Origin of the sequence: Rhizobium sp. 2MFCol3.1 (assembly GCF_000377565.1) — a bacterium.
Classification (GTDB): domain Bacteria; phylum Pseudomonadota; class Alphaproteobacteria; order Rhizobiales; family Rhizobiaceae; genus Rhizobium.
On the sequence record NZ_KB898355.1, the window covers coordinates 495,377 to 510,041 of the forward strand.

At 62.5% G+C, this 14,665-nt stretch carries 8 protein-coding genes and 1 pseudogene; 4 read left to right on the top strand and 5 right to left on the bottom strand.

Features of this window, described 5'->3' with window-relative positions; translation table 11 throughout:
• The first annotated feature begins 426 nt into the window (after nucleotides 1-426).
• The 4 genes from D460_RS0108170 (at nucleotide 427) to D460_RS0108185 (ending at nucleotide 5,914) form a co-directional block, all read left to right on the top strand.
• Nucleotides 427-1,611: an efflux RND transporter periplasmic adaptor subunit gene (locus tag D460_RS0108170; protein ID WP_037110936.1), complete on the top strand. Its 1,185-nt coding sequence runs from the start codon at nucleotides 427-429 to the stop codon at nucleotides 1,609-1,611.
• The gene (locus D460_RS32795) at nucleotides 1,611-4,763 is read left to right on the top strand and encodes an efflux RND transporter permease subunit (protein WP_018898051.1); all 3,153 of its coding nucleotides are present in this window, start codon (nucleotides 1,611-1,613) and stop codon (nucleotides 4,761-4,763) included. Before D460_RS0108170 ends, D460_RS32795 begins: the two co-directional genes overlap by 1 nt.
• A 180-nt stretch (nucleotides 4,764-4,943) precedes the next feature.
• Complete coding sequence (locus tag D460_RS0108180; RefSeq protein ID WP_018898052.1) at nucleotides 4,944-5,438, top strand: hypothetical protein; 495 nt, start codon at nucleotides 4,944-4,946, stop codon at nucleotides 5,436-5,438.
• A gap of 23 nt (nucleotides 5,439-5,461) precedes the next feature.
• A complete protein-coding gene (locus D460_RS0108185; RefSeq protein ID WP_018898053.1) occupies nucleotides 5,462-5,914 on the top strand; it encodes a hypothetical protein in 453 nt (150 codons plus the stop codon).
• A gap of 15 nt (nucleotides 5,915-5,929) precedes the next feature.
• On the opposite strand, the gene D460_RS0108190 is transcribed toward D460_RS0108185, so the two are convergent.
• The 5 genes and pseudogenes from D460_RS0108190 to D460_RS37155 form a co-directional block, all read right to left on the bottom strand.
• Nucleotides 5,930-6,172 carry a DUF982 domain-containing protein gene (locus tag D460_RS0108190; RefSeq protein ID WP_245267726.1) on the bottom strand — a complete coding sequence of 81 codons (243 nt, stop codon included), beginning with the start codon at nucleotides 6,170-6,172 and terminating at the stop codon, nucleotides 5,930-5,932.
• 328 nt (nucleotides 6,173-6,500) lie between these two features.
• Nucleotides 6,501-6,725, bottom strand: a complete 225-nt coding sequence (locus tag D460_RS0108195) for a hypothetical protein (RefSeq protein WP_018898055.1) — start codon at nucleotides 6,723-6,725, stop codon at nucleotides 6,501-6,503.
• Between the two features lie 166 nt (nucleotides 6,726-6,891).
• Nucleotides 6,892-7,209, bottom strand: a complete 318-nt coding sequence (locus D460_RS35870) for a hypothetical protein (RefSeq protein WP_155947701.1) — start codon at nucleotides 7,207-7,209, stop codon at nucleotides 6,892-6,894.
• 140 nt (nucleotides 7,210-7,349) lie between these two features.
• Nucleotides 7,350-9,119 (bottom strand): sulfite reductase subunit alpha, encoded by a 1,770-nt coding sequence (locus D460_RS0108205; RefSeq protein ID WP_018898057.1) that lies wholly within the window; start codon nucleotides 9,117-9,119, stop codon nucleotides 7,350-7,352.
• Between the two features lie 2 nt (nucleotides 9,120-9,121).
• A pseudogene (locus D460_RS37155) lies at nucleotides 9,122-14,631 on the bottom strand (glutamate synthase-related protein).
• Nucleotides 14,632-14,665 lie beyond the last annotated feature (34 nt).

Consider the following 14,665-nt stretch of genomic DNA (forward strand, 5'->3'; position numbering starts at 1 on the left):
TAGAGCAATTTCATGGTGCCGAATGTTCGCCTCGACCAAGCCTGGCGTCCGCATTGAAATCCGCCGCCGCGGTCAATCCACCGGCATTCATGAACGTCCTTCATGGCCTTATGCGGATTCCGGCATCTTAACATGGTTCGGCCGAACTGTTACCTAAATGCCAAGACGGGGCTCAGGCTCCGGTCGGGTGTTAAACACGGGATATAAAACAAAAAACCGGAAGCAGAGGCGAAATGCGCAGCTGTTTCCTCATAGACGTGCGCAGGTTCTTCGAGACAGGCAAGCGGCAAGCGAACCTCGCTTCGGCCGCTTACGGGTGGAGTCTCTAAGGCCGATTTTCACAATGGAATACAGTCTGGCGGAGGGCCAGGGGAGGAGGAAACGAAGGCTGCTCGGTTAAATCGAGCCCAAGTAAAGGCGAATATAGTGCAAAACAAAAATCAGCGGCATTTTTCCACCGTTCGTAGCGGCGTGCTTGTAGCGGCTGTTTCGATATTCATGTCCTCCGCGGCAATGGCCCAGCAGGCCGCAGCCCCACCGCCCCCATCCGTCACAACCGTCAATGTTTCCGCGAGCTCGGTCCCGCTCAGCTATGAATACGCCGCTCGTGTCTCGGCGTTTCGCCAGACGGAAGTGCGCGCCCGCGTCAGCGGCATCCTGTTGAAGCGCAATTTCGTCGAAGGCGCCCAGGTCAAGGCCGGCGACGTGCTGTTTCTCCTCGATCCCGCACCCTATGAAGCCGCGCTGATGCAGGCTCAGGCAGGGCTCAAGCAGGCACAGGCACAGCTCAGCCAGGGTATCCGCGAAGAAAAGCGCAACATCAGCCTCTTCGACCAGAAGGTCGGCAGCCAGAAAAGCCGCGACGATGCGGTTTCTGCGCGCGAACTTGCCGAAGCAGCCGTCGCTTCCGCCGAAGCGCAGGTCAAGACCGCCGAGCTCAATCTCGGCTACACCAAGGTAACCGCTCCGATCAGCGGCATCACCAGCCTCGAGCAAATGTCCGAAGGCAGCCTGATCAGCACCGATTCAAGCTTGCTGACCAACATCACCCAGCTGGACCCCGTTTACGTCAACTTTTCATTCTCGGATTCCGAGGCGCGCGAAGTCCGCCATCTGATTGATTTGATGAAAGCGAAGGGCCAGGAGCAGAAGCTGCGCGTCAAGCTCACCTTCGGCGATGGTTCGACCTATGACCACGAAGGCGTCGTCGATTTCACCTCGGCGACCGTCGACGTCAACACGGGCACCATCCAGGCCCGCGCGATCATCGACAATCCGGATCGTCAGCTCATCCCCGGCCAGTTCGTGCGCGCGACGGTGAGTGGTGTGACCGCAGATGACGCGATCGTCATTCCAGAGGTGGCACTGCTGCAGGGGCCGCAGGGTCAGTTCGTCTACACCGTCGGCAAGGACGGTAAGGCGAAGATCAATGCGGTCACGCTTGGCCAGAAGGTCGGCGGCAACTGGATCGTCAATTCGGGCCTCGAGGCTGGCGACCAGCTGATCACCGAAGGCGTCATCAAGGTACGCCCGGGCTCGGCCGTCAACGCAACGGCTGAAGCGGCCGCGGCCGATGCCGGCAAGGGCACGAAAGAGACGGCGGCCAACTGATGGGTAACAGGTTCTTTATCGACCGTCCGGTCTTCGCGGCGGTCATTTCCATTGTCATCGTTCTGGCGGGCCTTTTGGCCCTGCGGGCGCTGCCGATCGCGCAGTATCCGGAACTGGTGCCGCCTCAGGTCGTCGTGACCGCTAGCTATCCCGGCGCCAGCGCCGAGACGGTCGCACAGACGGTCGCGGCTCCGCTGGAACAGCAGATCAACGGCGTCGAAAACATGCTCTACATGCAATCGACGAACTCCAACAGCGGCACCATGCAGATCACGGTGACGTTCGCGCTTGGCACCGACCCGGACCAGGCCGCGATCAACGTCAACAACCGTGTTCAGCGTGCAACCTCCACCCTGCCGCAGGAAGTCACCCGTCAGGGTGTCGTTGTCGCCAAGCGCTCGAACTCCATTCTGGCGTTCGTGGCGATGTTCTCCAACAACACGCAGTATGACCGCGCCTATGTCGGCAACTATGCGCTTCTGAACGTCATCGACGATCTCAAGCGCCTTCCCGGCATCGGCGACGTCAATGTGTTGGGTGATATCGACTACTCAATGCGTGTCTGGCTGCGGCCCGACAAGATGGCCCAGTACGGCCTGACGCCGAGCGACGTGTCGACAGCCATCCAGGAGCAGAACTCCCAGTTTGCGGCAGGCCGTTTCGGCGATCAGCCGAGCGCAACCGGCCAGCCCTTCACCTACAGCGTCTCGACACAGGGTCGTCTGACGGATCCAGAAGCGTTCGGAAACATCATCCTGCGCTCGACCAGCAACGCGGCGACGCTGCGGCTGAAGGATGTCGCGCGCATCGAGCTTGGCACCAAGAGCTACGCGGTGCAGAGCAGCCTCAATGGCACTCCGGCCGTTCCGATCGCGATCTACCTGCAGCCGGGCGCCAACGCGCTGAACACCATGGAAGCGCTTTCGACGCGCTTGGCTGAGCTGAAGAAGTCGTTCCCTGATGGTATCGACTATCGTATCCCCTACGATACGACGAAGTTCATCCAGGTCTCGATCGAGGAAGTCATTCACACCTTCTTCGAGGCGATCGCGCTCGTCGTGATCGTGGTGTTCCTGTTCCTGCAGAACTGGCGGGCAACGCTCATCCCTGTGATCGCGGTTCCGATCTCGATCATCGGCACCTTTGCCGGCATGTATCTGCTGGGCTTCTCCATCAACCTGCTGACATTGTTCGGTCTGGTGCTTGCGATCGGTATCGTCGTGGACGACGCGATCGTGGTTCTCGAGAACGTCGAACGCCTGATGACGGTGGACAAGCTGTCGCCCAAAGATGCGGCGATCAAGGCCATGGGCGAAGTCACGGGGCCGGTCATCGCGATCGTGCTCGTGCTCTGCTCGGTCTTTATCCCGGTCTCGTTCGTGGGCGGGCTTGCGGGCCAGATGTACAAGCAGTTCGCCGTCACGATCGCGATCTCGGTCATCCTGTCGGGTATCGTGGCTCTGACGCTGACGCCGGCCCTTTGCGGCCTGATCCTGAAGCCCGGACACCACGAACCAGCGCTGCCGTTTCGCGTCTTCAACCGTGCTTTCGAGCGGCTGACATCGGGATACACGGCGGGCGTCCGCTTCTTCGTCAAGCGCTTTGCGATCGGCCTCGTGCTCGTCGGCGCCATGCTTGGCGCGACCGGCTACCTCTTCTACACCATCCCGGGGTCGCTGGTTCCCAACGAAGACCAGGGTTGGGTATTGCAGGTCGCCGTACTTCCGCCGGCAGCAGCCCTTCCGCGCACCGAAGCGGTCATGAACAAGGTGGTCGAAAACACCTCGAAGCTTGACGGCGTTCACGACGTCTTCGCGGTCTCCGGCTTCGATATCCTGGCCGGCGGCATCAAGAGCAGCGCCGGCGTGTCCTTCATCATCCTCGATGACTGGAAGGAACGCACGACCCCGGCACTCGACGCCCGCAACATGGCCGGGCCGATCATCGGCGCCAACAGCGGCATCAAGGACGGCATGGTTCTCGCCTTCAACCCGCCGCCGATCCAGGGCTTGAGCACCACGGGTGGCTTCGAAGCCTATGTTCAGGACCGTGGCGGCAACGGCATCGCGAACCTTGCCGAACAGGCGAATGCTCTCGTGGCCGCGGCCTCGAAGCGCCCTGAACTGACCGCCGTGCGCACCACCTTCGATGCCAGCGTTCCGCAATATCATGCGGATCTCGATCGCGAGAAGGCAAAGGCGCTCGACGTGCCGATCGACACCGTGTTCGATGCGATGCAGGCCACGTTCGGTAGCCTCTATGTCAACGACTTCACGCTCTATGGCCGCAACTACCAGGTCAATCTGCAGTCGGAATCGGCCTTCCGGCAATCGCCTGACGATCTCCGCCAGGTGTTTGTCCGCTCGACCAATGGCAGCATGATCCCGCTGGATGCGCTGGTGAAGGTCACGCGTATCATCGGCCCCGACCAGGTCGAACGCTTCAACGCGTTCAACTCGGCCAAGGTGACCGGCAACCCGGCTCCTGGCTATACGTCGGGCGACGCCATCCGCGCACTGCAGGAGGTCGCCAGCGAGACCTTGCCGCCAAGCTACCAGATCGCCTGGACAGGCTCGGCCTACCAGGAACTGGCAACGGGTGGCGCGGGAACGCAGGCGATGCTCTTCGGCATCATCATGGTGTTCCTGATCCTGGCTGCTCAGTACGAGAAGTGGACGCTGCCGCTCGCGGTCATCACCGCCATCCCGTTCGCGCTGTTCGGGGCGTTGCTCGCAACGATGCTGCGCGGGCTCACCAACGACGTCTACTTCCAGATCGGCATGGTCACGCTGATCGGTCTGGCCGCCAAGAACGCGATTCTCATCGTCGAGTTTGCCGTTCTGAAGCGCCACGAGGGGCTGTCGGCCGGCGAGGCTGCGATCGAAGCCGCCCGCCTGCGTTTCCGCCCGATCGTGATGACGTCGCTGGCATTCATCCTGGGTGTCGTGCCGCTGGCCATCAGCACGGGTGCGGGCTCGGCCAGCCGTCACGCCATCGGTACCGGCGTTATCGGGGGCATGCTCGCGGCGACGTTCATCGCGACCTTCTTCATCCCGATGTTCTACCGCCTGATCGCCTGGAAGGCGCCGAAGCCTGCGGATAGCCCGCAAGCGGCTCACGGCAACAACCCGGCGATCGTTCCCGGCGAGTAAAAAGCGGTCTTTCGAACAGCGGGCCGGCGCGGACATGATGTCCACGCCGGCCCGAACTGTTTCTGGGCCTGAACCATTTCTGGGGTGGAGCGAACGTGCGACTGGGGTGTGCGGATCTTCTTAACGCCGCAACGTTAATATGCGCCCGCACACATGTTCTCTAACCCCCAGGGACTTTACATGAAGACGATTATCGTCGGGGCGCTTCTTGCCGCCCTCATACCCGGCATCAGCCAGGCCAAGACGCTTGCATTCCCGAGCGACGCGCCCATCGCGCAGATCGCCATTCCCGACAGCTGGGAACCCGAGGAAACCGAAACCGGTATTCAGGCAACCTCCGATGACTCGGCCATCTATCTCTCGATCGACGTCGCGGACGAGAAGAGCACGGACAAGGTCATCGACGACGCCATCGCCTTTCTCCAGAAGAACGGCGTGAAGGTCGACGGCTCGACACAGAAGAAGTCCGACGAGCCGATCAACGGCATGGACATGACCAACTTCGACTGGACCGGCACCGACAATGACGGCGCTGTCAACATCGGCCTCTCGCTGCTCTCGCCGAAACCAGGCAAGCTCCTCGTCATCACCTATTGGGGATCGCAGGGAACGCAGGAGGCGCATGGGCCTGAACTCCAGGCGATCATTAGCTCCCTGAAACCCGCAGCCGAGTAATATTTCGCGGGCACGGCTCTGCCGTGCCTGCCTTTGCCCCCGAGGTCACCGTGCGCTTCTTCAAATCATGTCTTATTCTGTCGCTCGCTGCGTTGTCGGCCGCGAGCCCGTCATGGGCCGACTCGTACAAGGCTGTCAGCAACACCGCCATGTCCGTCACAGGCGACATCTCGATGGACGACTTCAGCATCACCTTTGAAACGGGTGACGAGCTTTCGTTTTCCAACCTGGTCGCCGATCACTTCATGGTCGACGGCGAGCGTGTACCGGCCTCCGTCTATCGCGTGGCCGATCCTTCCGACCCCGAATTGCTGAACGGTAATCGTCTCTGCGGCTCCGGTCCGGTCACCTATGTCGCAAATTGGTCCGCTGGCGATGGCTTGTCCGCGATCGCGGTGTTCACCGGTCGTCATGCGCCGAAGAGCTCCGACGAAATGTGCGCGTCCTATACGTTCGAGGACGGCGTCGAGGAGTAAGCGCGCTGACGCTGCCTAAAGCGAAACGGGGGCGGCGGGCACCACGTCATACGGCACCTTGGCTTCATCGGCCGCGGCGATAAAGGCGAGGCGCGCATCTTCAGGCGACGCCTTGCCGATCGCGACGCCGTCACACACTTCCAAAGCGGAAAAATAGGCCTTGCCTTCGGCGACCGGCCAAGCGGTGAAAAGCAGTTTCAGCGCTTCGCGGGTACTCGTGACCGTATAAACGGCGCCGCTGCGCCGACAGGCGATCAAGACGGGGATCAACCATGGTCTCGTGTCCAACGCTCATACCCCTCGAAGCGCGTTTGATTGGCGGCAGCCGTGCAAGGTTGCCACCGCGCCGTTAACATATAGTATGTTCTTTATGCATCAAGCATGGGCGCTTCGGTACCGCGCATGAAAAAACCCGGTGCGAGGGGCTGCACCGGGCTTTTGGTTGGACTGCATTGGGCTTGCTGATCCAGCAACGCGGATTTCAATACGTTGCGCAGATAAAACCCTTCAGCTGCGAAAAGGTTCCCAAAGAATTTCGAGCGCAATTCTTGCTGATCGTCGGGTTAGCGAAGGAACGGGAGGCCCGTTATTCCTCGGCAACGCCGTTCATCAGCCCGTCGAATACTTCGAGCATGGCGTCGGCAATCGCCTGGCCGAGTGCATTGCCGGCCTGACCAATCTCCGTGTCGTCCATGTCACGGGCAGCAAGCGCAAGGGCGGTGCCCTGTTCGCTGACGATCAGCTTGGCGCGTTCGATCGCCCAAAGCGAGAAGTCGTTGCGGTTGTCGATCGTTATGGTTTCCGGTTCCATGGCCAATTCCTCTCATTCGCTTGCGCGCTTATTAGCCTCTTTGGCGGGAATATCGAAGCACAATCCTCGCTACGGCCACAACGCGCTCAGGTCATGAGTGGATGGCTGGGTCGACGCTTGCCGCAGCCGCGGCAGGCGAGTGTGCCACATGATAACAGTCGAACCGTTAGTTTGGATCGAGGTTTTTCATGCCGCGGCGCGTATGCCGCAGTTCAACGATCTGGCGCATCTGTGCCAGTCTAAGTTCCAGCGCTGTCCTGTCCATCGACGGGGGCAGCTTGCTGAGTTCATCCGCAAGGATATCAATCTCCTTGAGGAGGAACGGTAAATCGAAACCTTCATGTTCCATGTTTTCCGCCATGCCATTCATGCAAGCGATTCTTGCTTGCATCGATTTACATGCTTCGCTGTCACGGCTAGGCGAGTCTCGTTCAACGTTCTTAATATCCAATAAACTATAGCCGTTGGCGTCCCGAAATGACACCTGATAGCTCCAAGAGAGCACGAACGCGCAGGCTTTCCTACCCGGCACATGGTCCGTGTTGATAAACGCGTTCGAGCGGCCAAATGTCTCGACCGCTCGACACAGCTGTTCGATTGTGGAGGGTCGAGGCTGAAGCCGCGCTAGTAGACGTCGCGAACGTAGCGCTTCTGGCGCTTCAGTTCGTTGACGTAGGCGCTCGCGGCATCAGCGGAATGGCCGCCGTGGACGGCGATGATGTCGTGCAAGGCTTGGTCCACGTCGCGCGCCATTCGTGTGGCGTCGCCGCAAACATAGAAATGCCCGCCTTCTTCCAGCCAGGCGTAGAGCGCCTTGCCGTTCTCGCGCATGCGGGTCTGCACGTAGATCTTTTCCTGCTGGTCGCGGGAAAAGGCCAGATCGAGCCGCGTCAGCAGCCCGGCGCTGCTCATTGCCGCCAGTTCCTCTTCGTAGATGAAATCGTCGGCCCGGTGCTGGTCGCCGAAGAACAGCCAGTTGCGGCCGGTGGCGCCGCGCGCGCGGCGCTCCTGCAGGAAGGCCCGGAAGGGAGCGATGCCTGTGCCCGGGCCGACCATGATGACGGGCGCATCATCATCCGATGGAACGCGGAATGCCTTGTTCTGCGACACGAAGATGCCGGCCATGTCACCCTCGGCCCGGTCCGCCAGATAGGTCGAGCACACGCCGCCATGCTCGCGACCGTTGGTGATATAGCGCACGCTGGCGATGGTCAGGTGCACGCGCCCCTCAGCGGCCAGCGGGCTTGAGGAGATCGAATAGGCGCGGTGCTGCAGCGGCTTCAGCAGGCCGACGAAATCGGCGGCGTTCATGGCGCGCTCCGGCAGCAATTGCAGGAGGTCGAGGCTGTCCTTGCCCCATAGCCAGTTCTCCAGCGCTTCCTTGTCGCCATGGCGCAGGATATGGCTGAGCTCCTCATGGCCGGCGCGCCGTTCGATCTCCGCGATGAATTCGCGCGACGGCGTGGAAATCTCGAAGCTAGTCGTCAATTCCTGGCCCAGCGGCCGGGCGAGGCCGGAAACGGCTGCTTCCGTGTGGGCACCCAGGCGCTCCAGAATGGCCGAAACAAGTGCCGTATTGTTAACCGGCATGACGCCAAGCGCATCGCCCGCCTCATAGGCCAGTCCGCTATCGCCGAGATCGAACTCGAAATGCCGGATTTCCTTGGCGGATCGGGTACCTGAGAGCACCCGGTTGACGGCAAGGGTCGAGGGATAAGGCGACTTGCGGTTCCATTGCGATTTCTCGCGGACAGGAAGGGCGGTCGCTTCGGCTGGTGCGGCCGGCTCCGCAGCTCCACCTTCGACCACCGCAGCGACCGGCAGGGTCTCGCCCACCCAGGCCGATGCGGCATCCTCGTAATCCACGTCGCAATCGAGGCGGTTCGCCATCCGCTGCGCGCCGAGCTGTTCCAGACGCGTATCGATCAGCTTGCCCGCCTGGCAGAAGCCATCATAGCCGGTGTCGCCGAGCGCAAGCACACCGAAGTTCATCGCCTCCAGCCTTGGCGCGCTGTCCGCAGAAAGCGCCTCCCAGAAGAGTTGCGCATTATCCGGCATCTCGCCTTCGCCATAGGTGGAGACAACCACGATCACCCGCTTCATCGTCGCGAAGCGAGCCATGTCGATATCGTCGAGCGCCTCGACCACCGGCTGCATCCCGGCAGCGCGCGCCGCCGCCGCCGCATCCATGGCCACACCCTCGGCATTGCCGGTCTGCGTGCCATAGAGGATATGCAGCGGGCTTGAGGCCTGCTGCTGCGGGGCTGTCGCTACGGCGTTGCTGCCGTCGTCACCGATTGCCAGGCGCGAATGGAGCCCAGCCAGGAAGCCGGAAAGCCAGGCGCGCTGGTCGCCATTGAAGGGGGCGTCTGCGGGGATATAGGGCACTTTCATCGTCACACTCGGCTGGTTCTGGCAGATGTCGTCAGGTCGGAGACGGCGCGCTTGGCGAACAGCTCCTCGAAGCTCGGCAGGCGGCCGATCCTGTCGATGTTGCGGGCGTGCTGGTGGATGATCCAGCCGTAGGTACCGGGGCTGTCCATCGACAGGATGTTGCGGCGCGACAGTGCTTCCTTGTAGTCGGCGAGCCGCTTGGAGGCGATCATGACCGCCAGCTGCTCATCGCTGTGGCCATCGATGGCGTCGCGCGCGTGCCGCACCAGCTTGCTCATCAGGGCGAAATCCTCCGTCAGGATGAGGTTTCGCACAGCCTTCTCTACGGCTGGCTCGGATGGGCCGAGCGCGTTCGGCACCCGCGCCATCGCCAGCCCCTGCGCCATGGAAAGCACGGTGTAATTGTTGAGAAGCGCGAACATCTCGTCCGTATCGGTCTCGCCGTAGCCAGGCACACGACCGTTGAGCACCGGCTTGCGGTCGCGATAGGCCAGCTTGAATTTGCGGACCTGATGGGCAGCCAGCGCCGAGGCCAGTTCCTCGATCAGCTCCTTGCGTGCCTTTGCCTTCAGGATCGCGTCGCTATCCTGATAGAGCAGCAGCGCCCGGGGCATGCCGTAGACGAAATTGTGCCGTTCGCTCTCCCAGTTCTCCAGGAGCCAGCGCGCCTTCGACGAACCGGTCGCAGCCAGATGCCAGGTGAGCAGCATGTGTACGGCTTGGCTATGGATGGCCGCTTCGTCGCCATCGTCGGAGATCGAGCCGAGCAGGATCGAGTCGTGGCTGACCTTCTTCGGCAGATCGCCATAGGGGTCATACTGATAGACGAAGCCACCGCTCATGCCGTTTCCGAAGCCCTTGCCGAAGCTTCCGAGATTGAGAACCGCGCCATTCGTCATGTACTCGCAGCAGAAGTCGCCCACGCCCTCGATGACAGCGGTTGCGCCGGAATTGCGGACGGCAAAACGGTCCCCCGCCTGGCCTTCCACGAAGGTGCGGCCGCCGGTGGCACCGAAGAGAGCGAAGTTGCCGATCAGCACATTGCCGCCCGCCTCGTCGGAGCCGCCACCCGGCGACTTGACGACGATCGTGCCGCCGCAGGCGCTCTTGCCGACGCCGTCATTGCAGGTGCCGGTGTGGGTGAGCACCATGCCGTCATTGCAGAACGCGCCGTAAGATTGTCCGGCCGAACCCGAGGTCGCGATATTGACCGATCCGGGCTCGAGGAAGCGGCGGCCGCGCTCGTCCTGGCGAACGGCCGGCAGGGTGGCTGCTTTGGCGGCGTCGATCTCGTAGTTCAGCATGCGCTCGATATCGACCGCTAACTGCCCGCCGACGCTCTTGTTGCAATTGTTGAGGAAGCGATTGCCGCCGAGCTCGACGGTCGCCTTGCCGTTTTCGATCAGTGCCGACTGCACGAGGTCGAGGAAGCCATCATCGACGGCGTAATCCTTCTCCATATAGACGGGGTCGGTAATCTTCACCTCCTCGACCACCGCGAGCATCGCGCGGAGGTCAAGCTGCCCGACGCTCGAGGGGTGAGCGAGGAGATGAAGAAGATCGGAACGCCCGCGCGCCTGGCGCAGCGACGGCAAGCCGAGCGATGCCAGAAGCTCGCGGGTCTCATGGGCGATGTTCAGCAGATATTGCGCCAGCGCCCTCGGATCGCCGTTGAAGACCTCCTGGTTGGTGGTCAGCCCGGCCGGGCACTTGATGTTGCAGTTCTTCGCCATGACGCACTTCAGCATCATCAGCGCGGTCGTGCCGAATTCGAAGCTGTCGCCACCGAGCAGGGCCGACTTGATGACGTCGCTCGCCGTCTGGTGTGCGCCCGAGCAACGCAGCGTGACTTTTTCCCGCAAGCCGTTCGCGCAAAGCGCCTGGTGAACCTCGGCGATGCCGATTTCGGCGGCGCGTCCTGTATATTTCAGGCTGGTGACGGCGGCAGCACCCGTGCCACCCGTATTTCCTGCGACGTTGATCACGTCGGCGCCTGCCTTGGCCACCCCAACGGCGATCGTGCCGATGCCTTCCGACGAAACGAGCTTGACGACCACACGCACGCGCGCCGCCTTGGCGTCATGGATGAGCTGCGCCAGATCCTCGATCGAATAGGTGTCGTGATGAGGGGGAGGCGAGACGAGCTCGACGCCGGGCGTGCCGCCACGCGCAGCCGCGATCTCTACGGTCACCTTGGGCGAGGGGAGCTGGCCGCCTTCGCCGGGCTTGGCGCCTTGGCCGATCTTGATCTCGATCTCCTCAAGCATCGGATCGGCGAGATAACCCGCCCAGATGCCGAAGCGCCCCGAGGCGAACTGCTTGATCTTGGACGCGCGGATCGTGCCGTAGCGCGACAGATGCTCGCCGCCCTCGCCGGAGTTCGACATGCCGCCAGCCATGTTGGTGCCGTGGGCGACCGCTTCATGGGCGGCGGCCACAAGCGCGCCGTGGCTCATGGCGCCGGAGGCAAGCAGCGGCGTGATCTCGCTTGCGTTTTGAACCTCGGAAAGTGGGATGCTCGCGGGTGCCGTGCGCAGCAGCGAGAGATAGTCCCGGGCCTCGTCCTTCGCCTGCACGGCAAGAGCGCCTGCTTCCAGCCAGTGGCCGACGATGTCGGTGTCGAAGCGCATCACGAGCGACTGCGCAAGTGCCGAAAGCAGCGTCAGCTGGCTACCATTCAAGGTCGTCAGTCGCAGCCGGAACCCGTCGTCGCCGACGCGTTCGCAGGCAAGGCCGCGCACCATGAACGCGTTGTTCCCCTTGCGGGAAAATCGTCCCATCTCGCGCCTGAAATCCTCGGCATTCCCGCAGAAGCTGACATCGGCGGGCAGGTCCAGCACATCACGCAAGGCCGCGGGGCGACGCATACGCTCTTCCATCATCATGCGGGCGAAGGCGCGGTAGCCGGGCGTGATCTCGAAGCGGTCGATCGCCTCGGGCGTCAGCTTTTCGAAGCTGGTGCTGTAATAGGCGGCGTCGTTGAGGCCGAAAGCATCTTCCAGCCGGTTGAGCGGCAGGAGCCGGAAGAATTCCGACTGGTCGGTGTCGCCAGACATCCGCTCGAAATCGATCTTCTCCTCGGTCATGTCGACGAAGCCACGCACCGCGGTCGTGCCATATGAGTGACCGGCGCCTTCGGCGCGCTCCTTGAAAAGACCAAGCAGCGGTATCTCGTTTCGCTGGCGACGGTCAGCGCCCGCATGTGCCAGTCGCACACCGCCTGGGCGATGACGGCGAAGTTCACGCCGCCAACAGGGGTCTTCACATTCGGGAAATAGCGACGCAGCACGGGATCGTTGGTGTCGAGGAAGTTGGGCTCGAAGAACTCGCCGGCGATATAGCTTTCGGCGGTGCAGAGACCAACCTTGCCCATGGTCTTCATCAACGACTTTTCCGCCGCCTTGGCAAAGCGCTTGAACGCCTTGTCGGCATCGGCGCCGAACTTCTCCTCGGCCCGGAACTGGACGCCGAGCGGATAGACGGCCGATGCGCCGAAGCCAAGCGCCGCGGCGATGTGATGAGACGAGGAGATCTGGCCGCTCTCGGCGATGATGGAGACACGCAGGCGAAGGCCGGTCTCGATCAGGCGCTGGTTCAGCGCGGAGATGACGATGATCATCGGCAGGGCCGCGCGGTCGCGCGCCACATGCCGATCGGTGACGACGGCGATCCCGCCCTCTTCGGCGGCGAAGGCCTCCACCGCGTCGCAAAGCCCGGAGATCGCCGCTTCCAGCGCCTGCTCGTTGGCCTTGGGATCGCCAGCAACGGGCGTGTATAGCATCTCGAAGCGGCGCAACGGCGTCTCGCTCTGCTCACGGATCTTCAGCATGTCGAGATGGGTGAGGATCGGCGAGCGGACGACGATCTGTCGGGCCGCTTTGGCGCCGATGTTCGGCTTGGCGCCAAGCGCCACGCGCAAAGTCATGCCGTCGGCTTCGCGGATGCTGTCGAGCGGCGGGTTGGTGACCTGTGCGAAGCGCTGCGAGAAATACTTTGCAACGCCGCCCTCCTGGTCGGAAAGGGCGTTAATGGCGTTGCCGTAACCCATTGCCGAGATCTTCTCGGCGCCGGTCGCCAGCATCGGATCCATCAGGAACTTGAAGCTTTCCTGATTGTGGGAATAGGCGACGTAGCGCTGATGACGCTCCAGATCGCCATTATAGCGGAGCGGGGATCCCTGCTGGTCGGCTGGTACTTCGGGCAGGTCTTCAAGGCGGATGCGGGCGTCGGTGAGAAGCGTCTTGTAGTCGCGCTGCGCCGCAAGCATCTCAAGCGCTTCCGATGTCGAGAAGGATCGGCCGGCCGCGTGGTCGAAATAGAGCATGCCACCGGCCTCGATCCGGCCGCGCCGGAGGACCGTCTCGGGCGGAAAGGCAATCTGGCCCGCTTCAGACATGACGCAGAGATAGTCGGAGGTCTCGACCGTGCGCAGCGGCCGCAGGCCGAGCCGGTCGAGCCTGGCGCCGACGATGGTGCCGTTGCCGAAGATCAACGCGGCCGGGCCGTCGTTCTTCTCCTCGTAGAGGGAGAAGTATTCGAACATCGCCCTGACGTCCTCGGACAGCGTCTCGTCGTTCTCCCAGGCCGGCGGCATCATCGAGACGACGGCGGTGACGAGGTCAAGGCCATCTTCCATCACCCGGCTCTGCAACGTCTGGTCGAGACGGCAGCTGTCGGATTGGCCCTTCGGGCGGATGATCGCGGAGTTGCGGGCGAGCGCGATCGCGGTCTCGGAGAGCCGGTTCTTCTTGTCGGTGTTCAGTTCGCCATTGTGCGCCATCAGCCGGAAGGGCTGGGCCATGGACGGGTGCGGGTCGGTGTTGGTGGAAAAGCGCGTGTGGAAATACATGGTGTGGATTTCGTGCGCGGGGTCCACGAGATCGCGGAAGTAGGGCAGGACCTCATTCGAGCTAAGCCGGCCCTTGAAGACCTGCGTGCGGGCGCTGAGCGACAGCGGATAGAAGCCGGCCAAAGCCGGATCGGTATAGGCAACGGCTTCGATGGCAAGCAGCGCCTTGTGTATGCGCCAGTCGAATTCAGCCGGCGTCTTCGCGGCCTCGGGAGCTGCGAACACCCACTGGCGGATCGGCAGCTGGTAGCGCACGGCGATCGGGCGGATCGCGTCATTGTCGACAGGCACGTCTCGCACCAGAAGCACGGGCAACCCCTCATCGGCGAGCGCTGCCTCGATGATATCGGCCGCGCGCTGGTGCTGACTTGGGTTGTTCGGCAGGAAGAAATTGCCGACGCCGAAGCGACCGGTCGCGAGATCAGGCTTGCTAGTGAGGCCGCGGAAGAAGGAGAGGGAGAGATCGACCGAGATGCCGGCGCCATCGCCGACGCCCTCCGCCGACATGCCGCCGCGATGAGGGACGGCACAGAGCGCCTCGTGCCCCCTCTTCAGCACGTCGTGGGTCTGAACGCCGTCCTTGCGGGTGATGAAGCCGACACCACAGCTGCTCTTGTCTTCGCTGATGTCGTAGAGGCCCGTGACCCGATCTTGTGCGCTCATCTGCCCGTCTCCCTTGGTCGCGCCTTGGCGCGTG